We start from the raw sequence: 22,597 nt of genomic DNA on the forward strand, positions 1-22,597 counted from the left end.
ACTAAAAGTATGGAATGACGGCTGGGCGAGGCTTTTCGCCGGTGCCGGAACAGAGACGGAGACGGGAGATGGATCGCTTCAAGCAGATCGAGACGTTCGTGCGGGTGGCCGATGCCGGCAGCCTCGCGGCGGCGGCGCTCGAGGAGGGCGTGTCGCCGGTGGTGCTCGGGCGGCGCATCGACGCGCTCGAAAAGCGTCTCGGCGTGAAGCTGATGTACCGCTCGACGCGGCGCCTGGTGGTCAGCGAGGAGGGCGCCGCGTTCCTCGAGCGTTGCCGCGGTCTCTTGTCCGAATGGGACCAGGCCGAGAACGAGCTGGCCGCCGGGCGCCGCGCGGTCAGCGGGCACCTGATCGTGTCCGCGCCGGCCGCGTTCGGGCGCAAGCACGTCGCGCCGCACGCCCCCGGCTTTCTGGCCGACAAGCCCGAGATGCAGCTGTCGTTCAACCTGACCGACCGTGTCGTCGATCTCGTGCGCGAAGGCTACGACCTGTCGATCCGGATCGGCGGCGCCGTCGATCCGAACTTCGTCGCGGTGAAGCTCGCATCGAACCGGCGCGTCGTGTGCGGCACGCCCGAGTATTTCCGCCGGCATGGCCGGCCGAAGTCGCTCGACGACCTGCTCAAGCACAACTGCCTCGCGTTCAACCTGCAGGGCGGGCAGAACCGCGGCTGGTATTTCCAGCGCCACGGCAAGATCGCGACGATGCGTGTGGCCGGCAATCTCGACTGCAACGACGGCGAACTGCTGCACCGCTGGGTGGCCGAGGGTCTCGGGCTCGGCTGGCGCTCGACGTGGGAAATCGCCGCGCAGCTCGAGACGGGCGCGCTCGAGACCGTGCTCGACGAGTATGCATTGCCCGACTACGACATCCTCGCGGTCTACCCGCAGCAGCGCTACGTGCCGGCGCGCGTGCGCTACTTCATCGACTACCTGCGCGCCGCTTACGCGAGCCCCGGCTACTGGAACACCACGCCGTAACCGGCGCGGCCGGCCCGGCCACGGCGGCACCGGCCATTTTTTACGCATCGGGCGCGCGGCGCGGGAATAAACTCGACGTAACGACGGTAAGGTCATCGAGTGCGCGCGTTGCCGGTCTGCCCGGGCACCGGGCGCGGAACGGGCGCGGCTTCGGCCGCCGGAACCAGGAGGCGATGTGGGGCAAGCCGGACAGGCGGTCGATGAGCGGTCGGCGGACGACGCGCTCGCGCGCGGCGAGCGGTTTCGCGCGCTGGTGCTGCCGCATCTCGACGCCGCGTACAACCTCGCGCGCTGGCTGAGCGGCAACGCCGGCGATGCGGACGACGTCGTCCAGGACGCGTGCATGCGTGCGCTGCGCTTCGTCGATTCGTGTCGCGGCGACAACGCGCGGCCGTGGCTGCTGACAATCGTGCGCCACACCTGGTACACGGAATGGCGGCGGCGCACGCATGCGCACGAGGTCGCGCTGCCCGACACGCTCGACGACACCGACGTGCCCGACGACTGGCAACCGGCGACCGAGGATCCGCTCGCGCACCTGCTGCGCGGCGAGAACGTGCGGCTCGTGAATGAAGCGCTGGCGAAGCTGCCGCCCGAATACCGCGAGGTACTCGTGCTGCGCGAGATGGAGGACCTGAGCTATCGCGAGATCGCGGCGATCGCAGACGTGCCGGTCGGTACGGTGATGTCGCGGCTCGCACGCGGCCGGCGCAAGCTCGCCTTGCTGCTGGGCGGCGCGCCGGCACCGGCGGCCGAAGGCAGGCCGGGCCGTACGCCGGCGGGCGGAACCGCATCGGAGGCTATCGATGGACTGTAACGAAGCGCGAGCGTTGCTGGACGCGGACGTCGACCGCGAGCTGTCGGCGCCCGACGCGTTGCGGGTCCAGCAGCATGTCGAAGGGTGCGAAGCGTGCCGCCGTGAACGCGCGCGGATCGTCACGCTGGTTCAGGCCGTGCGTCAGGCCGACTATCACCGTGCGCCGGATGCGCTGCGGGCGAGCATCCTCGCGAGCCTGCCGGCAGCGGCCGATGCGCCTGCACGCGAGCAGGCGCGGGCGGAGCCGCAGCCCGAACCGCGGTCACGGCCGCAGCCGCGTCCGCGTGGCCGCCGCTGGTTCTCGTGGCTGACGGATCAAGGCGCAGCGGCGCGCCCGGCGCCTGCCGGTGCGGGGCCGCGGGTCGCTGCGCTGCCCGGCCTCGGCTGGGGTGTCGCGCTGCTGGTGGCGCTCGCGGCGGCGGGCGGGATGGCATTGTCGGCGCGTCACGCCGACATCGACCGCACGGTCGACGAACTCGTGTCGAGCCACGTGCGGGCCGACCTGTCGGCGCGCGACATCGACGTGATCTCGACCGACCGGCACACGGTCAAGCCGTGGTTCAACGGCCGGCTCGACTATGCGCCGCCGGTCGAGGATCTCGCGGCGGACGGCTTCGCGCTGGTCGGCGGCCGGCTCGACTACGTCGGGCGCCGCCGCGTCGCGGTGCTCGTCTACCGTTACCGGCAGCACGTGATCGACGTCTACGTGCGGCCGGCCGGCGAAGGGCCGGGCACGCCGTACGCGACGGTGTCGCAGGGCTATGCGCTCGACCGCTGGGACGCGGCCGGGATGACGTGGTGGGCCGTGACCGACGCCGAGCCGCCGGCGCTCGCGGCGTTCAGGACCGCGCTCGATGCGCGGCTCGCCGGTACGCGCACCGAGTGAGCGCACGGCGGCGGGAGGCGGGCCCGCTGCGCGCTTCTGTTCCGACCCTGACCGGGAAAAGAGCCGAAGCGCGTCCCGCCTGCGCGGGTTCGCCTCTTCAAGTCTTTGAAAACATGGCCGAATCCGCGCGCGAATCGTCGATTGGCCTTGCATGCGCCCCGTATCCGGGTTAGAATCTTCGGCTTCTCACTTGCCACACCGGTTCAGACGCCCGGGTGGCTTCAATCCACAAGGAGTGTGTAATGCGTCATTACGAAATCGTATTCATCGTGCACCCCGATCAAAGCGAGCAAGTGCCCGCGATGATCGAGCGTTACAAGACCACGATCACGTCGCACGGCGGTCAGATCCACCGTGTCGAAGACTGGGGCCGTCGCCAACTGGCCTACATGATCGAGAAACTCGCGAAGGCTCACTACGTCTGCATGAACATCGAGTGCGACCAGACGACGCTCGACGAACTCGAACACGCGTTCAAGTTCAACGACGCCGTGCTGCGTCACCTCATCGTCAAGATGAAGAAGGCCGAGACCGGCCCGTCGCCGATGATGAAGGAAGTTCAGCGCGAAGAAGCCAAGAAGGCGGCTGCAGCTCAGCCGACCGAAGCGCAGGCTTAAGTTCGTCATTCATTAAGCCATCAAGGAGCGCGCCACTCACGTGAACAGGTTGCAATTGACGGCAAGCGTCGTCGAACGCGCGCCGGTGCGATATACGCCGGCTGGTGTTCCGATCGCAAGCGCCACATTGCATCACCGCACGGAAGTCGTCGAAGCAGGCATTCCCCGTCAGGTCGAAATGACGATCGAGGCGGTGGCGGCCGGTGAGGCGAGCGGCAGGCTGGAGAGTCGTGAAATGGGCGTCGAAACGCTGTTCACGGGCTTCCTGGCAAAGAAGAGCCGCAACGCGAGAACCTTGGTGTTTCACATCACAGCATTGCAGGACATTGGAAAGGACTGAAATCATGCCCCGCCCGACTGGTAAGAAATTCGACAAGCGTCGTCAGCAACAAAACCCGCTCTTCAAGCGCAAGAAGTTCTGCCGTTTCACGGCTGCAGGCGTCGAGCAGATCGACTACAAGGACACGGAAACGCTGAAGGACTTCATCGGCGAAAACGGCAAGATCACGCCGGCTCGTCTGACGGGTACGAAGGCGCACTATCAGCGTCAGCTGGATACGGCCATCAAGCGTGCGCGTTTCCTCGCGCTGCTGCCGTACACCGATCAGCACAAGGCGTAATCAGGCGACGCAATAAGGAGAATTCGAATGCAAATCATTCTGTTGGAAAAAGTCGCCAATCTGGGTAACCTCGGCGACATCGTCAAGGTCAAGGACGGTTACGCTCGCAACTTCCTGATCCCGAACCGCAAGGCTCGCCGTGCAACGAAGGAAGCGATCGCCGAATTCGAAGTTCGCCGCGCCGAACTCGAAAAGATCGCCGCTGAAAAGCTGGCGGCATCGCAGGCAGTCGGCGAGAAGCTGAACGGCCAGTCGTTCGAAATCACGCAGAAGTCGGGCGTTGACGGCCGTCTGTTCGGCTCGGTCACGAACGGCGACGTCGCGGAACTGCTGAAGAAGGCAGGTTTCGAAGTCGAGAAGCTGCAAGTTCGCATGCCGGAAGGCCCGCTGAAGATGATCGGCGAGCACAACGTCCAGGTCGCGCTGCATACGGACGTCATCGTCGACGTCACGATCAACGTGATCGGCGACCACGCGTAAGCGTACGCAAGCTTTCCGGGCGGCTTCCGTCGTCCGGACAAGGGCAGGCGTCCGGGCAACCGGGGCCTGCCTTTTTTATTGCCCGCTCGCCGGCGACTGTCTCTGGCGTCGTCGTAGGTTATTCGCGATAATCCCAACCCATGAACGCGCCGCAAGATCCTCAAATCGAATCGCTGAAAGTCCCGCCGCACTCGGTCGAAGCCGAACAGTCGGTGCTCGGCGGCCTGTTGCTCGACAACGCGGCCTGGGACCGGATTGCCGACTTCCTGTCGCAGGGTGATTTCTACCGCTACGACCACCGGATCATCTACGAGCACATCGGTCGCCTGATCGCGTCGACGCGCCCGGCCGACGTCGTGACCGTGTACGAAGCGCTGACCACGTCCGGCAAGGCCGACGACGTCGGAGGGCTTGCGTACCTGAACGCCCTCGCACAGAACACGCCGAGCGCGGCGAACATCCGCCGCTATGCGGAAATCGTGCGCGACCGCGCGGTGCTGCGCCGGCTCGTGTCGGTCGCCGACGAAATCTCGGCCGATGCGTTCAACCCGCAGGGCAAGGAAGTCCGCCAGCTGCTCGACGAGGCGGAGTCGAAGGTGTTCTCGATCGCCGAAGAGGGCGCGCGCGGCAACCAGGGCTTCCTCGAGATCGGCCCGCTGCTCACGCAGGTCGTCGAGCGCATCGATACGTTGTACCACACGGCGAACCCGAGCGACGTCACGGGCACGCCGACGGGCTTCGTCGACCTCGACCGGATGACGTCCGGGATGCATGGCGGCGAACTGATCATCGTCGCAGGGCGTCCGTCGATGGGTAAGACAGCGTTCTCGATGAACATCGGCGAATACGTGGCGGTCGAGTACGGGCTGCCGGTCGCGGTGTTCTCGATGGAAATGCCGGGCACCCAGCTCGTGATGCGTATGCTCGGCTCGATCGGCCGGCTCGACCAGCACCGGATGCGGACGGGCCGCCTGACCGACGAGGATTGGCCGAAACTGACGCACGCCGTGCAGAAGATGAGCGAGGCGCAGCTCTTCATCGACGAAACGGGCGGCCTGAATCCGATGGAATTGCGCTCGCGCGCGCGGCGTCTTGCACGGCAGTGCGGCAAGCTTGGCCTGATCATCGTCGACTACCTGCAGCTGATGTCGGGTTCGTCGCAGGGCGAGAACCGCGCGACCGAAATCTCGGAAATCTCGCGATCGCTGAAGAGCCTGGCGAAGGAGCTCGACGTGCCGGTGATCGCGCTGTCGCAGCTTAACCGTGGCCTCGAGCAGCGTCCGAACAAGCGTCCGGTGATGTCGGATTTGCGCGAATCAGGCGCAATCGAACAGGACGCGGACGTGATCCTGTTCATTTACCGTGACGAAGTTTACAACCCGGACAGCCCCGACAAGGGCACGGCCGAAATCATCATCGGCAAGCAGCGTAACGGTCCGATCGGCCCTGTTCGGCTCACGTTCTTGGGGCAATACACGAAGTTCGATAACTTTGCAGGGGCGCAGACGTTCTACGGCGAGTAACGCCGGTTGTAAAGCCCTAAATCGCCAAACGTTGTATCCAATCCCGGCGCGCGCATGTGCGCGCGTCGCGGCGCGACCGAAAACGGTACAATGTCGCCCGTTTTCGTGACAGTAGTTTGACAATCTCTCAGGAATCCCATGTTCGGTCGATTCATGCCCACCGAGGGCAAGTTCTTTGAACTCTTCAACGCGCACGCGAAGCACATCGTTTCCGGTGGCCGCGAGCTCGAACTGCTGATCGACAATCTCGCCGACGCCGAGATTCACAAGCAAAACGTGCAAATCGCCGAGAAGGCCGCCGACAAGCTCACGCACGAGGCGATCGATCTTCTGCACAAGACTTTCATCACGCCGCTCGATCGCGACGAGATCCACAAGCTGATCACGACGATGGACGACATCCTCGACCTGATGGAAGACGTCGCGACCGCCGTGTCGCTGTACGACGTGCGTTCCGTCACGTCGGAAGCGAGCCAGCTCGCGCACATCGTCACGCAGTCGGCCCAGCACGTGCAGCAGGCGGTCGGGTTGCTGTCCGACATGAAGCAGTCGGCGCAGATCCTCAAGCAGTGCGAGGAGATCGACCGCTGGGAGTCGGAGGCCGATCGCGTGCTGCGCGCGGCAATGTCGAAGCTGTTCCGCGAAGAAGATGACGTGAAGACGCTCATCAAGCTGAAGGCGATCTACGAGCTGCTCGAAGAGATCACCGACAAGTGCGAAGACGTCGCGAACATCATCGAAGGCATCGTGCTGGAAAACGCCTGAGCGGACCACGATGCATTCGATACAACTTGCCCTATGGATGGTCGCGACGCTGGTGCTCGTCGCGCTCGTATTCGACTTCATGAATGGCTTTCACGACGCGGCGAACTCGATCGCCACCGTCGTGTCGACCGGGGTGCTGAAGCCCCAGCAGGCCGTCGTGTTCGCGGCGGCGTTCAACGTCATCGCGTATTTCATCTTCCACCTGAAAGTCGCGCAGACCGTCGGTAAAGGCACGATCGATCCCGAGATCGTCGACCACTACGTCGTGTTCGGTGCGCTGGTCGGTGCGATCGGCTGGAACGTGATCACCTGGTACTACGGGATTCCGTCGAGTTCGTCGCATGCCCTGATCGGCGGCCTGGTCGGCGCGGCGCTCGCCAAGTCGGGCTGGAGTTCGCTGAACATCGACGGGCTGCTGAAGACCATCGCATTCATCTTCATCTCGCCGCTGCTCGGTTTCATCCTCGGCTCGCTGTTCATGCTCGGCGTGTCGTGGCTGTATTTCCGCACCGCGCCCAGCAAGGTCGACCGGCGCTTCCGCCGGCTGCAACTGCTGTCGGCCGGGCTGTACAGCCTAGGCCACGGCGGCAACGACGCGCAGAAGACGATCGGCATCATCTGGATGCTGCTGATCGCGTCGGGCTATGCGTCGGCGACCGCCGATGCGCCGCCGGCGTGGGTGATCGGCGCGTGCTACCTGTCGATGGGCCTCGGCACGCTGTTCGGCGGCTGGCGCATCGTGCGCACGATGGGCCAGAAGATCACGAAGCTCAAGCCGGTCGGTGGTTTCTGTGCGGAAACCGGCGGTGCGATGACGCTGTTCCTCGCATCGTTCCTCGGCATTCCGGTGTCGACCACACACACGATCACCGGCGCGATCGTCGGCGTCGGCGCGACGCAGAAGCTGTCGGCCGTGCGCTGGGGCGTGGCCGGCAACATCGTGTGGGCATGGGTGCTGACGCTGCCCGCGGCTGCGTTGTTCGCGGCCGGTGGATGGTGGCTCGGCCACCGGATCTTCTGATCGCCGATACCGTCGAACGGATATGAAATGCGCCGCAAGCCGAAAGGCTGCGGCGCATTTTCATTTGGCGTGCGGGAATGGGCGGCGAATGGCGGGTGCAGTCGCGGGCGAAGCGGGCTAGTAGCTTCCGTTCGCGAATCGGGCAATCGGATCGTCTGCGGTGGCGGTGCGCGGGCTGACGGGCGCAGATTGGGTCGACGCACGCAATACCTGAACAGGGGCGGGATCGATACTGCGTGGTGACGCCGCGGCGGTGGCGGGCGGCGGTTCCGCATCGAAAGCGGCAGCCTGGGCGGCAGTCAGCGCCGTCGTCGGAATCTGCGTGCCGACCTCGGCCGGGCCGGGCGGTGCGGCATTCGCCGTGATGGCAGTGGTGCCCGTGCCGTCATTCACGGACGTAGCCTGCTGCTGAGCCGTCTGCATGCGCGGCGGCGGCGGTTCATACGGGTCGGCCGACGCGGTTGCGGGGGCAACCGCTGCGGTCGATACGACCGGTGCGGCCGGCGTGACCGGTGCAGGTGCCTGGGGCGCGGCAGCTCGTGACGACGCATAGGCCGGCTGTCGCGGCGCGGCGGCAGTCACGACCACGGGAGCGGGCGCAACGACCGGCGCGCTGCGCGGCTCGTCACGCTTCGCCTCGTAGGTCGGCGCATCGAACGGCGTAGGCGCCCCGCGCGGCGGCGCGACGCGGCGAATGCCGTCGAAACGCTTGGCCCAGTAAGGGTTCGTCAGGTAGTCGAGCCGCACGGTGCCGCCCGTCGACGGCGCGTTGACGAAGCGCAGCTTGCCGACATAGATGCCGACATGCGAATGCGGCCGCCCGGTCGTATTGAAGAAGATCAGGTCGCCCGGCGCGACCTGGTCGGGCTCGATCGATATGCCGCGGCCGCTCATGTCGGCCGTCGTGCGCGGCAGGTTCACGTCAGCCGCACGGCCGATCACGTAGCGCACGAGCCCGCTGCAGTCGAAGCCGCTCGTCGGTGTGTTGCCGCCCCAGCGATACGGGACGCCGACGAGGCTCATCGCCTGGATCGAGATTTCTTCCTGGCCGACGCTGTGATCGACGAACTTCGGGAAATTGGCGGGGGCGGGGAACGCGCGTGGCGTCGTGATCTTCATGCCCGAGGCGGGGCGCGATGCCGACTGCGGCGGCACGCTGGAGCAGGCCGCAAGCAGTGAAACGACAGCAACGGGAACCCAGATTCGAAGCATGGCAAGGCGGGCAAGCGCGGCGCGCTCGCGAATCGTATGACACCAGACAGGCCCGATGGTAGACGCTCTGGCAGGGCTTAGGCAACCACTCTTGAGAATTTACTTGAAGTTTCGCGCGTAAACCGGGTTGTTGCGTGACGATGTGTTACTTGCGTTTTCGACCCCAAATAAAAACGGCGCTCCGGAAACGGAGCGCCGCGATGCGTCGAAAGCCGGCCGGGCGGCCGGCTTGTCGCGTTACAGGATGTCCGACGCGTAGTCCGCGAGCCGCGAGCGTTCACCACGCGCGAGCGTCACGTGGCCGCTGTGGCCCCAGCCCTTGAAGCGGTCGACGACGTACGTGAGCCCCGAACTGCCTTCGGTCAGGTAAGGCGTGTCGATCTGTGCGATGTTGCCGAGGCACACGATCTTCGTGCCCGGGCCCGCGCGCGTGACGAGCGTCTTCATCTGCTTCGGCGTCAGGTTCTGCGCCTCGTCGATGATCAGGTACTTGTCGACGAACGTGCGGCCACGCATGAAGTTCATGCTCTTCACCTTCAGGCGCGAACGGATCAGTTCCTGCGTCGCGGCACGGCCCCATTCGCCGGCCGCGTCGTCAGTCTTCTGCAGCACTTCGAGGTTGTCGTCGAATGCACCCATCCAGGGCTGCATCTTCTCTTCCTCGGTGCCGGGCAGGAAACCGATGTCCTCGCCGACGGGCACGGTCGCGCGCGTCACGATGATCTCGTTGTAGCGCTTGTCGTCGAGCACCTGCGCGAGGCCGGCCGCGAGCGCGACGAGCGTCTTGCCGGTGCCGGCCTGGCCGAGCAGCGTGACGAAGTCGATCTCGGGGTTCATCAGCAGGTTCAGCGCGAAGTTCTGCTCGCGGTTGCGCGCGGTGATGCCCCACACGTTGTTCTTGTGGTGACTGTAGTCGCGCAGCGTCTGCAGCAGCGCCGTCTTGCCGTTCAACTCGCGGACGATCGCGTGGAATGTCGGCTCGCCGTTCTGCGGCTCGAGATAGACGAACTCGTTGACGAGCATCGACGCGACGAGCGGGCCGGTCACGCGGTAATACGTGGTGCCCGTCTTCGTATCCTGCCAGCTCTCCATGCCCTTCGCGTGCTTGGTCCAGAAGTCCTGCGGCAGTTCGCGCACGCCGTTGTACAGGAGATCCGAGTCCTCGAGGACCTGGTCGTTGAAGTAGTCTTCCGCGGGCAGGCCGAGCGCGTGCGCCTTGATCCGCATGTTGATGTCTTTCGACACCAGCACGACCTGGCGGTCGGGCCGGTCGCGCTGCAGCGCGCGCACGACGCCGAGGATCTGGTTGTCGGCCTTGCCTTCGGGCAAGCCTTCGATCGGCGCGATGTCGGCAAGCTTCGTCTGGAAGTACAGGCGACCGAGCGCCTCGCGGCTGCCGAGGCGCGACAGCGGAATGCCGGCCGTGATCGCACCGGCATCGGCGACGAGCGCGTCGAGCGTGCGGCTGACCTGGCGTGCGTTGCGCGCGACTTCGGACATCCCCTTCTTGTGGTTGTCGAGTTCCTCGAGCGTCATCATCGGCAGATAGACGTCGTGTTCCTCGAAGCGGAAGAGGCTGCTCGGGTCGTGCATCAGCACGTTGGTGTCGAGCACGAACAGTTTCTGCAGTTCGGCGTCGGCGGGCTTGCGGCCGCGCGATTTCGTCGCCGCGCCGGCATCGCGCGCGGGCGCGGCGGCCGGTTTGTCGGCGGCCGGCTTGTCGTTGCGCGCGACGACCGGCGCCGCGGGTTCGGCAGGCGCCGGCATCGGCTGCAACAGTGCGGCCGTCTGTCTGGTCTTGCGGCCGCGTGCGGGTGCGCTCGCGGCATCTTGCGTCGAAGACGCGACGGCGCGCAGCGGCGCGGCCGTATTCGCGGCTTCGATCATCGGTTGGGCCACGCTGGCCGGACCATAGTCACCGGCTGTGGATGCGTCCCCTTCGGCGGATTTCTTCGCGGCTTTCGCGGGCCGCGCTTTCGCCTTGTATTCGTCGGGCGGCAGCAGGCTGCCGAGCTTGCTGGGGGGGGTAGGCAAAGGCATGGTGTCCCTCGGGAGGAATCGTGTCGCAAGGCGTGCGCCGCTGATCGCATCCTGCGTGACGTAGACGCATGCAGTTTGCGCGCGGTGGCGCACAGGAAGTTCGTCTAGCCGGTTCGCCTAAGTGTCGATCAGCTCCTTGACGGGGTGAGGGCCGGACCGAGGGCCGGCGCGCAATCCATAAAAAAAGCCGCTGCCCCGTCGACAGGGACATGCGGCTCGGCTGATACCGTCGTGATGCGCGTCAGGTGCCGGGAAGCGTCGCATCGGGCACCGGCGCAGCTACGAGAAATATGGGGCGAACTGGCATTCATTGCGGCCCAATATAACGCGCCTCAAAGCGCTTGTACAGCACTTAGCACGTCGTCCACATGACCCGGTACCTTGATGCCGCGCCATGCCTGGCGAAGCACGCCGTCGGCGTCGATCAGGAACGTCGAGCGCTCGATTCCGCGCACTTCCTTGCCATACATTTTCTTCATCTTGATGACATCGAACAGCGCGCACAGCGCTTCGTCGGCATCGGAGATCAGCGGGAACGGCAGTTCGAGCTTTGCCTTGAAATTGTCATGCGAGCGCAGGCTGTCGCGCGACACGCCGATGACTTCCGCACCGGCTTTCTTGAACTTCGGATAGAGATCGCGGAACTGCAGCCCTTCGGTCGTGCAGCCCGGCGTGTTGTCCTTCGGATAGAAGTACAGCACGAGCTTCTTGCCCTTCAGGCCGGACAGCGAAATGTCGCCGCCCGTGGCCGGTGCGGTGAAATCGGGAACTTGACGGTCAACTTCGACAGACACGTGTTTCTCCTGTTGTTATGGAAAGGCGCCGCTGCGGCGGCGCGGTTCGGCGCGGCGTCGCGGCGGCGCCGCAAGGGCGCTGCGGGCGACGCCGGCTCGCGCGCGAACTCAGTCGGGCTGGACGATCAGTTCGCCGGAGCGGCCGGGGATTTCGCCCCACGTGACAGGGTACGATGGCAGCGAGTCGCGGTCCAGCGTCGCGTGGTAGTCGCCCATCGTCGCAAACGTATGGCCTTGCGCGCGCCAGCCGGCGAGCAGTTGCTCGAACACGGGCGCGAGCTTCTGGCCTTCCAGTTCCGCATGCAGCGTGAACACCTGATCGTGCGGATTGGTTTCGGTGAACTTGAGGATGTGCGCGGCGACATTGTGCGTGTCGATGCCGTCGATGCCGAGCACTTCGTCGAGCGTCGGCAGCGTGGTGGGCATCTGCACGTGCGACAGCGTTCGGCCGTTGACGACGGGCAGGTACGGCGAATGGCCGCGGCCGTCGGATGCGTAGCGCATCCCCCATGCGTCGATCTGCTCGAACGCGGAATCGTTCATCTGCCAGCCGGCCGCGCCGTGCGTGACGGGCGGCGCGCCGAAGACCTCGATGAAGCGCGCGTGACTCTTCTGCATTTCACGCGCAGTCCAGTCGCGATCCCGTGCGCGGACGTTGTCCTGCCAGTACACGTGATCCCAGGTGTGGATCCCGCATTCGAAGCCGGCCTCGTGGATCGCGCGCATGTCGGCGATCGCGCGGCGGCCGATGTCGGGACCCGGCAGCAGCACGCCGTACATCAGCTGCTTCACGCCGTAGTGCTCGACCACCGACGTGCGCGATACCTTCTTCAGGAAGCCGGGGCGGAACACGCGCCGCAGCGCCCAGCCCGTGTGATCGGGCCCGAGGCTGAAGAGGAAGGTCGCGCGCGCATTGAAGCGGTCGAAGATGCGCGCGAGGTTCGGCACGCCTTCGCGCGTGCCGCGCAGCGTGTCGACGTCGATCTTGAGGACGATGCGAGCCAAGCGAACGTCCCGGTCAGCCTTGCTGTTCGACGAGCGCGCGCGCGTCGGCAACGTGGCCGCGATACGCTTCGAAGATGTTGCGCAGCGCGTCGTCGAACGTCGCTTGCGGCGCCCAGCCGAGTTCCTGCATCGTGTTGTCGATCTTCGGCACGCGGTTCTGCACGTCCTGGTAGCCGTTGCCGTAGTAGGCGCCGGACGTCGTTTCGACGAGCTTCACCTGCTTGGCCGAATCGGCGTACTCGGGGAATTCCGCCGCCAGTTCGAGCATCTTGTGCGCGAGTTCCCGGACCGAGAAGTTGTTCTTCGGATTCCCGATGTTGTAGATCTTGCCCGACGCGACGCCGTCCTTGTTTTCGATGATCTTCATCAGCGCGCTGATGCCGTCGCCGATGTCGGTGAACGCGCGCTTCTGCGAGCCGCCGTCGACGAGGCTGATGTTCTCGCCGCGCACGATGTGGCCGAGGAACTGCGTGACCACGCGCGAGCTGCCTTCCTTCGGCGTGTAGATCGAGTCGAGGCCCGGGCCGATCCAGTTGAACGGACGGAACAGCGTGAAGTTCAGGCCTTCCATCCCGTAGCCCCAGATCACGCGGTCCATCAGCTGCTTCGAGCATGCGTAGATCCAGCGCGGCTTGTTGATCGGGCCGTAGGTGAGGGCCGATGCATCCGGATCGAACTGCTCGTCCGAGCACATGCCGTAGACCTCGGAGGTCGACGGGAACACCAGGTGCTTGCCGTACTTGACGGCCGAACGCACGATCGGCAGGTTCGCCTCGAAGTCGAGTTCGAACACGCGCAGCGGCTGCTGGACGTAGGTGGCGGGCGTCGCGATCGCGACGAGCGGCAGGATCACGTCGCACTTCTTCACGTGATACTCGACCCACTCCTTGTTGATCGTGATGTCGCCTTCGAAGAAATGCATCCGCTCGTGCTTGACGAGGTCGCCCAGCCGATCGGTCTGCATGTCCATGCCGAACACTTCCCAATCGGTGGTTTCAAGAATGCGCTTCGACAGGTGATGGCCGATGAAGCCGTTCACACCCAGGATCAGGACTTTTTTTGCTTTCATGAATGACGGGAAGAATGAATGAACTGCGCGAATTCCGCGGGCGTCACGACGGTTTCGCTGCCGTCGCGTTGCTGCCACAGCTCGAGAATGGATAGGGCGCGGCTGTCGCCGCAGACGCCGAATAGCGCATTATCGCTTACGTGCAGGCCGGGCGGCAAATCTGCAGCGGCGGCCGCTACCGCGCTGCCGGGCGCCGCGAGGCGCGCGCGCGCGATCACGAAACGCGTGCCGTCGACGTCCGTAAACGCGCCCGGATACGGGGGCGCGACCGCGCGCACCAGGTTGTAGACCTGCGCGGCCGGCTTCGACCAGTCGACGCGGCCGTCCTCGGGCTTGCGCCCGCCGTAGTAGCTGCCGGTCGCGAGATCGTTCGGCAGGTGCGGCGCCTCGCCCGCGAGCAGCGCAGGCAGCACGCGCCAGAGCGTCTGCTCGGCGGCTACCGTGACCTTGTCGAACACCTGCGCGGCCGTGTCGTCCGGCAGGATCGGCACCGCGGTCTGCCCGACGATCGCGCCCGCGTCGGGCTTCGCGGCCATCTCGTGCAGCGTCGCGCCGGTTTCGGTTTCACCGTTCAGCACCGCCCAGTTGGTCGGTACCCGACCCCGGTATTTCGGCAGCAACGAACCGTGCATGTTGTACGCGCCACGCGGCGCGATCGCGAGCAGGTCCACCGGCAGCATGTGCCGGTAGTAGAACGAGAAGATGAAGTCCGGCTGCGCGTCGGAAACCGCGCGGCGCAGCGCCGGATCGGCAGGATCGGCCGGCGTGATGACCGGAATGCCGTGCTCGGCTGCGACGGACGCGACGCTGCCGAACCAGATGTTCTCGTTCGGGTTGTCCTCGTGCGTGACGACGAGCGCGACGTCGACGCCGCGCGCGAGCAGCACCTGCAGGCACCGGACGCCGACGTTGTGATACGCGAAGACGACTGCGCGCGGCTTCATTGCGCGGCCTCCGTGCGGTTCGCGTCGGCCGGCACCGCCGGCACGCCGTCGTGCTGCTCGAGCACGGCCTGGATCAGGTAGCGCGGCCGTGCGCGCACCTGCTGGTAGATGCGGCCGACATATTCGCCGAGCAGGCCGAGCGCGAAGATGATCACGCCGAGCAGGAAGAACGTGATGGCGAACAGCGTGAACACGCCTTGCACTTCCGCGCCGACGATGAAGCGTCGCACGAGCAGCAGCACGAACAGCGCGGCGGAGCCGAGCGACAGGATCACGCCGATGAACGACAGCCACTGCAGCGGCACGACCGAGAAACCCGTCACGAGGTCGAAGTTCAACCGGATCAGGCTGTAGAGCGAGTACTTCGACTCGCCGGCGAAGCGTTCCTCGTGCGCGACCTCGATCTCGGTCGGTTTCTGCGCGAACGTGTACGCAAGCGCGGGGATGAACGTGTTGACTTCGCCGCACACGTTGATCGTGTCGATGATGCGGCGGCTGTACGCGCGCAGCATGCAGCCCTGGTCAGTCATCTTGATGCGCGTGATGCGCTCGCGCAGGCGGTTCATCATCTGCGACGCCTTGCGCCGCCACAGGCTGTCCTGGCGCTGCTTGCGGATCGAGCCGACGTAGTCGTAGCCCTCGCGCATCTTCGCGATCAGCTTGCCGATTTCCTCGGGCGGGTTCTGCAGGTCGGCGTCGAGCGTGATGACGATCTCGCCGCGCGATTGCGCGAAGCCGGCGAGGATCGCCATGTGCTGGCCATAGTTGCCGTTGAGCAGCACGATGCGCGTCGTGTCGGGGCGTACGTGGAACTGATCGGCGAGCATCGCGGCCGAGCGGTCGCGGCTGCCGTCGTTGATCAGGATCACTTCGTATGACGTGTCGAGTGCGTCGAGCGCCGGATACAGCCGCGCGAACAGCGCGGCGAGGCCGTCTTCCTCGTTATACACGGGGATGATGACCGATACTTCGGGCCGGCCGGCGTCCAGGTGCCCGGCGACCGGATGCCCGGCGCGTGCTTCAAGGTGACTCATGTACGCTTATTTTCCGTATTGTTCACAAATCTGGTTGATGGCGTCGACCACGCGACGCACATCGCCTTCCGTCATCTGCGTGAAGAGCGGCAGCGTGACGGTCGACGCGCCGTACCGTTCGGCGTGGGGGAACATGCCCTCCTTGAAGCCGCGTGCACGGTACAGCGTGAAAAGATGGATCGCCGGGTAATGGATGCCCGTGCCGATGCCGCGTTCCTTCATCTGCGCCATGAACTCGGCGCGCGAGATCGTCAGCCGCTCGAGCGGCAGCGTGATCAGGAACATGTGCCAGTTGCCGTTCTCGAATTCGGCGATCGGCAGGCCGACGCCGAGCTTCACGGCCGCGCTGCCGTCGAACGCGGCGAAATAGGCGCGCGCCAGCGCGCGGCGCTGTGCGGTGAAGCGTTCGAGGTGCGGCAACTGGCCGAGGCCGACGCGTGCGGCGACGTCGGTCAGGTTGTACTTGCCGCCGAGCACGTCGCAGTCCATCCCGTCGAAGCCCGTGCGCGTGATGCCCTGCAGCCGGTATTTCTGCGCGAGCGTGGCTTCTTCCTCGTTGTTCAGCACGAGTGCGCCGCCTTCGACCGTCGTCAGGTTCTTGTTCGCGTGAAAGCTGAACGACACGATGTCGCCGATCGCGCCGATGCGCTGGCCGTTCCACGTCGAGCCGAACGCCTGCGCCGCATCCTCGATCACGCGCAGCTTGTGCGCGCGCGCAATGGCGTACAGGCGGTCCATGTCGACCGGCAGGCCGGACAGGAACACGGGGATGATCGCCTTCGTGCGCGGCGTGATCGCCTGCTCGAGCTTGTCGAGGTCGATGTTGCGCGTGACGGGATCGATGTCGGCGAACACGGGCGTCGCGCCCGTCTCGAGGATCACGTTGCTGGTCGAGACCCACGACGCCGGCGTCGTGATCACCTCGTCGCCGGCACCCACGCCCGCGATGCGCAGGCCGATCTCGAGCGTGCAGGTGCCCGAATTGAACGCGCGGACCGGACGGCCGCCGCAGTACTCGGACAGCGCCGCTTCGAATTTCTGGCTCTGCGGGCCGGTGGTGATCCAGCCCGAGCGCAGCACTTCGACGACGCCCTGGATGGTTTCCTCATCGATCTCGGGGCGGGTGAACGGCAGAAACGGAGCGGTAGTCTGGCTCATGGACGCTTTGGTCTGTAATGGCGTGTAATAAAGGGGTCGGGCGATCCCGGCCGAAACCGGCATTAAACACCGGTTGGCGGAATCGCACCGTGATTTTTTGTAGGCGGACGCTTAACGCACGCGGCGGGGCGCGATCAGCTTCGCGCGAGCACCAGCACGCCGATCAGGATGATGCCGATGCCGACGAGCCGCTGGACCGACAGCACTTCGCCGAACAGGTACCAGGCCGCGAACGCGTTGACGACGTAGCCGAGCGACAGCATCGGGTACGCGATCGACACGTCGACCCGCGACAGCCCGACGATCCAGACCACGACGCTCAGCACGTAGCAGCCGAGGCCGCCGATGATCGGCAATTGGGTCGCGATCTTCAGGCCGACCGGGATGATGTTCGCACGGCTGAATTCGAAGTGTCCAACGGCGTTGACGCCGGCTTTCAGCAGAAGTTGCGCACAGGCGTTGAGCATCACGCCGGTGATGATGCAGACGAACGAAACGGGATTCATGCGGCGGGCGTCCTTACGATTGCGGTTTCTCGACGATCACGCGGCGGTTGTCGCGCGCAATTACGCGCATCGGCACGCCTTGCCTGACCAGGGCGTCGTACTGGCCGGGCGGCATGATCGCGAGCGCATGGGTTTCCTGCTCCCAGCGCTTGACCCACTCGTCGACGGTCGGAATCCACTTGTTCGGCTCCATCGATATCCCGAACGCGAGCTCGTCCTGGCGCTGGACCATGATCGTCGTGTGGCCCATGTAGAACGGGAACGTGTGGTCGAGCATCTCGATCGAGTAGAACGGCGTGTCGGCCGGCAGTTTCGCCAGTTCGGCGCGCACCGCCGGCGCGAGCAGCGCGCCCGAGCTGTAGCGGCCGAATTCATCGTGACCGGTGCCGCCGATCGTGCCGAACACGAGCCACGCGGCGCCAAATGCGGCGAGCGCGGCGGCGACGCCCGTGCGGCGGTTCAGCCATGCGGCCGCGAGCGTCAGCACGGCTGCAACCGCGAGGCCCGCGTACAGCCACATCTGGAACGCACGGTACAGCGCGTTCGGCGTGCGGGCGTCGCCCTGGTATGCGAGGAAGATGATCCCGAACGCCGCGACGACGAGGAACACGAGGTAGCCGAGCAGGTGGCGGCGGAACCGGTCGGCGCTCATCAGCGGCAGGTACGCGCCGATGATGAGCGCGAGCGCCGGCGCGACCGGCAGCACGTACGAGATCAGCTTCGAATGCGATGCGCTGAAGAACAGGAAGATGAATGCGCTCCAGGTCAGCAGCACGAGCATCGGCGAGAAACCGTTCGGCTGGCGCGGCATCCGCAGCGCATGGCGGAGGCTCTGCCACGCGACCGACAGCCACGGCAGGAAGCCGACCAGCAGCACGGGCACGAAATAGTAGAGCGGGCCCGGGCGGTTCTGTTCCGGCGTCAGGTACCGGCGGAACTGCTGGACGATGAAGAAGAAGTTGAAGAACTCCGGGTTGCGCTGCTGGACGAGCACGAACCACGGCGTGACGATCGCGAAGAAGATCACGAGGCCGCTCACCAGGTACAGGCGCTTCCAGAGCGCCCAGTCGCGTGCGATCAGCGTATAGAGCACGAGCACGGCGCCAGGCAGGATCAGGCCGACCAGGCCTTTCGACAGCACCGCGAACGCCATCGCGGCCCAGCATCCCCACATCCAGCCGCGCGCCACGGCCGGGCGCAGCCCGGGCCGCTGCGCGAGCAGCAGCGAGCACAGCGACAGCGACATCCAGAACGCGAGCCCCATGTCGAGCGCGTTGAAGTGGCCCATCAGGTTCCAGTAAGGCGACGACGCGAGCACGACGGCGGCGAGGAAGCCCGACAGCGGGTTGAACAGGCGCGCGCCGGTGTAGCCGACCAGCAGGATGCCGGCGAAGCTCGCGACGGCCGTGTAGAGGCGTGCCTGCCATTCGCCGATGCCGAACCACGCGAACGTGAGCGCGTTCAGCCAGGTCTGCAGCGGCGGCTTCTCGAAATACTTGTAGCCGTTGTAGCGCGGCGTGATCCAGTCGCCGGTGACGAACATCTCGCGCGCCATTTCCGCGTAGCGGCCTTCGTCGCTCGGGATCAGATGGCGCAGCCCGAGCGGCGCGAACCAGACGATCGCGAGTGCGACGACGAGGAGGACGAGCGTGATGCGATTGAGCGGTAGCCTCGACGGCGTATCGTTCATGGATTTTCAGCCTGTTGGTTATTGTGACGGGCCGCCGGCGGGTTGCGCCGGCGGCGGGCGGCCTGGCCGGGGCGATCCGGGGGATCGACCCGCTGAGCCGGCCCGAGTTTTACCGCATCGGGGATTAACGTTCAATTAAGAGCGCGGCGGCGACTTTGCGGCCCTCGGCCATCAGGATGTTGTAGGTGCGGCAGGCGGCCTGGAAATCCATCGTCTCGACGCCGATCCGCTTGGCCGTGAGCGCCGCGACGAGCCGCGGGTGCGGGAAGCGCAGCCGCGCGCCGCTGCCGAAGATCACGAGTTCGGGCGTCGGGTCGAGCAGCATCGCGAAATGCTCGGGCGCGAGCGCGTCGAACGACGATACGGGCCATGCCTGGACCGGCGCGCCGGGCAGTACGATGACGCTCGTTTCGTGGCGTTCGAGATTGACGTCGACATAATCGGGGCCGTAGCCGGTGACGGTGTTGAGCGCGCCGCTCGTGTCCTGGTGCAGTTTCAAATCGGTATTCCGCGGTTCCGTAGGGGAATGTATCGCAGGGCCGCACGGGCCCGGATGGCCGGTTTCGCTCGCCCGGGCACGCGGGACGCCTGACGGCGCGGGCCCGGCGCGGCTATGGTGCATTGCGAAAGTCGGCCAAAATCCGCTAAATTATAACTTTTTGGTCGCCCCCGGGCGCCACTTGCGTCGCGCGTCGCCACAAGCCGCGCCCGACCGCCCGCTTTTTCCCAGTCTAGACAGCGCGCACAGACCGGCCGCTTTCCAGTTTTGATCCCGTCCCCCGGCCGCAAGGCCAACCCAGGAACCGTGTCGTCGTGAAACCGATTCAGAAGTCGAACAAGCTGCTCAACGTCTGCTACGACATCCGTGGCCCGGTGCTCGAGCACGCGAAGCGCCTCGAGGAAGAAGGCCACCGCATCATCAAGCTGAACATCGGCAATCTCGCGCCGTTCGGTTTCGACGCGCCGGACGAAATCATCCAGGACATGATCCGCAACCTGCCGACGTCGTCCGGCTATTCGGATTCGAAGGGCGTGTTCTCGGCGCGCAAGGCCGTGATGCACTACACGCAGGAAAAGGGTGTCGTGGGCGTTGGCCTCGACGACATCTACATCGGCAACGGCGCGTCCGAGCTGATCGTGATGGCGACCCAGGCGCTGCTGAACGACGGCGACGAAGTGCTGCTGCCCGCGCCCGACTACCCGCTATGGACGGCGGCGGTCAGCCTGTCGGGCGGCACGCCGGTGCATTACATCTGCGACGAGCAGAACGCGTGGATGCCCGATCTCGACGACATCCGCCGCAAGATCACGCCGAACACGAAGGCGATCGTCGTGATCAACCCGAACAACCCGACGGGCGCGCTTTATTCGGACGAATTGCTGCTCGAGCTGCTCGAGATCGCGCGCCAGCACGGGCTGATCGTGTTCGCCGACGAGGTGTACGACAAGATCGTCTACGACGGCCTCGAGCACACGGCGCTGGGTTCGCTGTCGGAGGACGTGATTACCGTCACGTTCAACAGCCTGTCGAAGAGCTATCGCTCGTGCGGCTACCGAGCGGGCTGGATGGCCGTGTCGGGCCTCGGCGGCGACAACCGCCGGCGCGCGAAGGATTATCTCGAGGGGCTCGGCATCCTGTCGTCGATGCGCCTGTGCGCGAACGTGCCCGGGCAGTTCGCGATCCAGACGGCGCTCGGCGGCTACCAGAGCATCAACGAACTGATCGTGCCGAGCGGGCGCCTGTACAAGCAGCGCGAGCTCGCGTACGACATGCTCACGTCGATCCCGGGCGTGACCTGCGTGAAGCCGCAGGCCGCGCTGTACATGTTCCCGCGCCTCGACCCGAAGCTTTATCCGATCCAGAACGACCAGCAGTTCATTCTCGACCTGCTGCTCGAGGAGCGCGTATTGCTCGTACAGGGCACGGGCTTCAACTGGACGACGCCGGATCACTTCCGCGTGGTCTTCCTGCCGAACCTCGACGACCTGACCGATTCGATCAACCGGATCGCACGCTTCCTCGACGGCTACCGCAAGCGCCATTCGGCCTGAGCGGCAGAACCACACGACACTCACTACTTCTTACTCAGCGATCACACGCAGCATGGAACCGATCAAAGTTGGCCTGTTGGGCTTCGGCACGGTGGGCAGCGGCACCTTCACGGTGCTGGGCCGCAACCAGGAAGAAATCAAGCGACGCGCGGGGCGCGGCATCGAGGTGACGCGCATTGCGGTGCGCAACCCGGCCAAGGCGCTGGCCGCGCTCGGCGGCAACGCCGGCGACGCGCGGATCACCGACGATTTCAACGCAGTCGTCGACGATCCGTCGATCGCGATCATCGCCGAGATGATTGGCGGCACGGGCATCGCACGCGAGCTCGTGCTGCGCGCGATCGCGAACGGCAAGCACGTCGTGACGGCCAACAAGGCGCTGCTCGCGGTGCACGGCACCGAGATTTTCGAGGCCGCGCGCGCGCAGGGCGTGATGGTCGCGTTCGAGGCGGCCGTCGCCGGCGGCATCCCGATCATCAAGGCGCTGCGCGAAGGCCTGACCGCGAACCGCATCCAGTACATCGCGGGCATCATCAACGGCACGACCAACTACATCCTGTCGGAAATGCGCGATCGCGGGCTCGACTTCGCGACCGCGCTGAAGGCCGCGCAGGAGCTCGGCTACGCGGAAGCCGATCCGACCTTCGACATCGAAGGCGTCGACGCCGCGCACAAGGCGACGATCATGAGCGCGATCGCGTTCGGCGTGCCGGTGCAGTTCGAGCGCGCGTACGTCGAGGGCATCAGCAAGCTCGACGCGACCGACATCCGCTATGCGGAAGAGCTCGGCTACCGGATCAAGCTGCTCGGCATCACGCGGCGCACCGAGCGCGGCATCGAGCTGCGCGTACACCCGACGCTGATCCCGGAGAAGCGCCTGCTCGCGAACGTCGAGGGCGCGATGAACGCGGTCGTCGTGCACGGCGACGCGGTCGGCACGACGCTGTACTACGGCAAGGGCGCGGGCGCGGAGCCGACCGCATCGGCCGTGGTCGCGGATCTCGTCGACGTCACGCGCCTGCACACGGCCGACCCCGAGCATCGCGTGCCGCACCTCGCGTTCCAGCCGGACAGCCTGTCGAACACGCCGATCCTGCCGATCGAGGAAGTCACGAGCGGCTACTACCTGCGCCTGCGGGTGGCCGACCAGACGGGCGTGCTCGCCAACATCACGCGCATCCTCGCCGAATCGGGCATCTCGATCGACGCGCTGCTGCAGAAGGAATCGGAGCAGGTCGACGGCGCGAACGGCGAGACCGACATCATCCTGATCACGCACGAGACGCTCGAGAAGCGCGTCAACACGGCGATCGCGCAAATCGAGAGCCTCGCGACGGTCGTGTCGAAGGTGACGAAGCTGCGCATGGAAGCGCTGAACTGAGCT

At 65.7% G+C, this 22,597-nt stretch carries 23 protein-coding genes and 1 pseudogene; 13 read left to right on the forward strand and 11 right to left on the reverse strand.

Annotated features, from left to right (window positions below; all coding sequences use genetic code 11):
• Positions 1-68: 68 nt before the first annotated feature.
• The 10 genes from HWX36_RS25715 (at position 69) to HWX36_RS25760 (ending at position 7,709) form a co-directional block, all read left to right on the forward strand.
• Positions 69-980, forward strand: coding sequence for a LysR family transcriptional regulator (locus tag HWX36_RS25715; RefSeq protein WP_175955929.1), 912 nt, complete (start codon positions 69-71; stop codon positions 978-980).
• 175 nt (positions 981-1,155) lie between these two features.
• The gene (locus HWX36_RS25720) at positions 1,156-1,797 is read left to right on the forward strand and encodes an RNA polymerase sigma factor (RefSeq protein WP_175955931.1); all 642 of its coding nucleotides are present in this window, start codon (positions 1,156-1,158) and stop codon (positions 1,795-1,797) included.
• On the forward strand, positions 1,787-2,683 hold the full coding sequence (locus HWX36_RS25725; RefSeq protein WP_175955933.1) for a zf-HC2 domain-containing protein: 897 nt from the start codon (positions 1,787-1,789) through the stop codon (positions 2,681-2,683). Before HWX36_RS25720 ends, HWX36_RS25725 begins: the two co-directional genes overlap by 11 nt.
• A 242-nt stretch (positions 2,684-2,925) precedes the next feature.
• Positions 2,926-3,300 carry a 30S ribosomal protein S6 gene (rpsF, locus tag HWX36_RS25730; protein WP_006402295.1) on the forward strand — a complete coding sequence of 125 codons (375 nt, stop codon included), beginning with the start codon at positions 2,926-2,928 and terminating at the stop codon, positions 3,298-3,300.
• A gap of 40 nt (positions 3,301-3,340) precedes the next feature.
• Positions 3,341-3,640 carry a primosomal replication protein N gene (priB, locus tag HWX36_RS25735; RefSeq protein WP_011657069.1) on the forward strand — a complete coding sequence of 100 codons (300 nt, stop codon included), beginning with the start codon at positions 3,341-3,343 and terminating at the stop codon, positions 3,638-3,640.
• A 4-nt stretch (positions 3,641-3,644) separates the two neighbouring features.
• The gene (rpsR, locus tag HWX36_RS25740; RefSeq protein ID WP_006486248.1) at positions 3,645-3,920 is read left to right on the forward strand and encodes a 30S ribosomal protein S18; all 276 of its coding nucleotides are present in this window, start codon (positions 3,645-3,647) and stop codon (positions 3,918-3,920) included.
• 27 nt (positions 3,921-3,947) lie between these two features.
• On the forward strand, positions 3,948-4,400 hold the full coding sequence (gene rplI, locus HWX36_RS25745) for a 50S ribosomal protein L9 (RefSeq protein ID WP_175955935.1): 453 nt from the start codon (positions 3,948-3,950) through the stop codon (positions 4,398-4,400).
• A gap of 140 nt (positions 4,401-4,540) precedes the next feature.
• Positions 4,541-5,923 (forward strand): replicative DNA helicase, encoded by a 1,383-nt coding sequence (locus tag HWX36_RS25750; RefSeq protein WP_006486249.1) that lies wholly within the window; start codon positions 4,541-4,543, stop codon positions 5,921-5,923.
• Between the two features lie 138 nt (positions 5,924-6,061).
• Positions 6,062-6,688, forward strand: a complete 627-nt coding sequence (locus HWX36_RS25755; RefSeq protein ID WP_174388121.1) for a DUF47 domain-containing protein — start codon at positions 6,062-6,064, stop codon at positions 6,686-6,688.
• Positions 6,689-6,698: 10 nt separating this feature from the next.
• Positions 6,699-7,709, forward strand: a complete 1,011-nt coding sequence (locus tag HWX36_RS25760) for an inorganic phosphate transporter (RefSeq protein ID WP_011354200.1) — start codon at positions 6,699-6,701, stop codon at positions 7,707-7,709.
• Positions 7,710-7,826: 117 nt separating this feature from the next.
• Here HWX36_RS25760 and HWX36_RS25765 read toward each other — a convergent pair whose 3' ends face one another.
• Both HWX36_RS25765 and HWX36_RS25770 read right to left on the reverse strand, forming a co-directional pair.
• Positions 7,827-8,921 (reverse strand): C40 family peptidase, encoded by a 1,095-nt coding sequence (locus tag HWX36_RS25765; protein WP_175955937.1) that lies wholly within the window; start codon positions 8,919-8,921, stop codon positions 7,827-7,829.
• A gap of 237 nt (positions 8,922-9,158) precedes the next feature.
• A complete protein-coding gene (locus HWX36_RS25770; protein ID WP_175955939.1) occupies positions 9,159-10,961 on the reverse strand; it encodes a PhoH family protein in 1,803 nt (600 codons plus the stop codon).
• Here HWX36_RS25770 and HWX36_RS37850 point away from each other — a divergent pair.
• Positions 10,857-11,101 (forward strand): annotated as a pseudogene (locus tag HWX36_RS37850) (hypothetical protein); the annotation flags it as partial. The gene HWX36_RS25770 and the pseudogene HWX36_RS37850 sit on opposite strands and share 105 nt — an antisense overlap.
• Before the next feature lie 192 nt (positions 11,102-11,293).
• On the opposite strand, the gene HWX36_RS25775 reads toward HWX36_RS37850, so the two are convergent.
• The 9 genes from HWX36_RS25775 to HWX36_RS25815 all read right to left on the reverse strand — a co-directional run bounded on the left by HWX36_RS25775 (position 11,294) and on the right by HWX36_RS25815 (position 19,660).
• Entirely contained in the window at positions 11,294-11,755 is a 462-nt protein-coding gene (locus HWX36_RS25775) for a peroxiredoxin (protein ID WP_011657063.1), read from the reverse strand.
• A 108-nt stretch (positions 11,756-11,863) separates the two neighbouring features.
• Positions 11,864-12,760: a polysaccharide deacetylase family protein gene (locus HWX36_RS25780; protein WP_089456348.1), complete on the reverse strand. Its 897-nt coding sequence runs from the start codon at positions 12,758-12,760 to the stop codon at positions 11,864-11,866.
• Between the two features lie 13 nt (positions 12,761-12,773).
• Complete coding sequence (locus HWX36_RS25785) at positions 12,774-13,829, reverse strand: bifunctional UDP-4-keto-pentose/UDP-xylose synthase (protein WP_175955940.1); 1,056 nt, start codon at positions 13,827-13,829, stop codon at positions 12,774-12,776.
• Positions 13,826-14,773: a formyltransferase gene (locus tag HWX36_RS25790; protein ID WP_175955942.1), complete on the reverse strand. Its 948-nt coding sequence runs from the start codon at positions 14,771-14,773 to the stop codon at positions 13,826-13,828. The genes HWX36_RS25785 and HWX36_RS25790 overlap by 4 nt, the downstream gene beginning before the upstream one ends.
• Positions 14,770-15,807, reverse strand: coding sequence for a glycosyltransferase (locus HWX36_RS25795; RefSeq protein ID WP_175955944.1), 1,038 nt, complete (start codon positions 15,805-15,807; stop codon positions 14,770-14,772). The genes HWX36_RS25790 and HWX36_RS25795 overlap by 4 nt, the downstream gene beginning before the upstream one ends.
• Before the next feature lie 6 nt (positions 15,808-15,813).
• Positions 15,814-16,965 (reverse strand): DegT/DnrJ/EryC1/StrS aminotransferase family protein, encoded by a 1,152-nt coding sequence (locus tag HWX36_RS25800; RefSeq protein ID WP_175955946.1) that lies wholly within the window; start codon positions 16,963-16,965, stop codon positions 15,814-15,816.
• Between the two features lie 134 nt (positions 16,966-17,099).
• A complete protein-coding gene (locus tag HWX36_RS25805; protein WP_011352303.1) occupies positions 17,100-17,471 on the reverse strand; it encodes an EamA family transporter in 372 nt (123 codons plus the stop codon).
• Between the two features lie 13 nt (positions 17,472-17,484).
• Positions 17,485-19,161 (reverse strand): glycosyltransferase family 39 protein, encoded by a 1,677-nt coding sequence (locus HWX36_RS25810; protein ID WP_175955948.1) that lies wholly within the window; start codon positions 19,159-19,161, stop codon positions 17,485-17,487.
• A gap of 124 nt (positions 19,162-19,285) precedes the next feature.
• Entirely contained in the window at positions 19,286-19,660 is a 375-nt protein-coding gene (locus tag HWX36_RS25815) for an Mth938-like domain-containing protein (RefSeq protein ID WP_012328660.1), read from the reverse strand.
• Between the two features lie 314 nt (positions 19,661-19,974).
• Here HWX36_RS25815 and HWX36_RS25820 point away from each other — a divergent pair, with 314 nt between their 5' ends.
• Both HWX36_RS25820 and HWX36_RS25825 read left to right on the forward strand, forming a co-directional pair.
• Entirely contained in the window at positions 19,975-21,213 is a 1,239-nt protein-coding gene (locus HWX36_RS25820) for a pyridoxal phosphate-dependent aminotransferase (protein WP_021156506.1), read from the forward strand.
• 52 nt (positions 21,214-21,265) lie between these two features.
• Positions 21,266-22,594: a homoserine dehydrogenase gene (locus tag HWX36_RS25825; protein WP_175955950.1), complete on the forward strand. Its 1,329-nt coding sequence runs from the start codon at positions 21,266-21,268 to the stop codon at positions 22,592-22,594.
• The last annotated feature ends 3 nt before the right edge of the window (positions 22,595-22,597 follow it).

Origin of the sequence: Burkholderia sp. BCC0405 (assembly GCF_902833075.1) — a bacterium.
Taxonomy (GTDB): Bacteria; Pseudomonadota; Gammaproteobacteria; order Burkholderiales; family Burkholderiaceae; genus Burkholderia.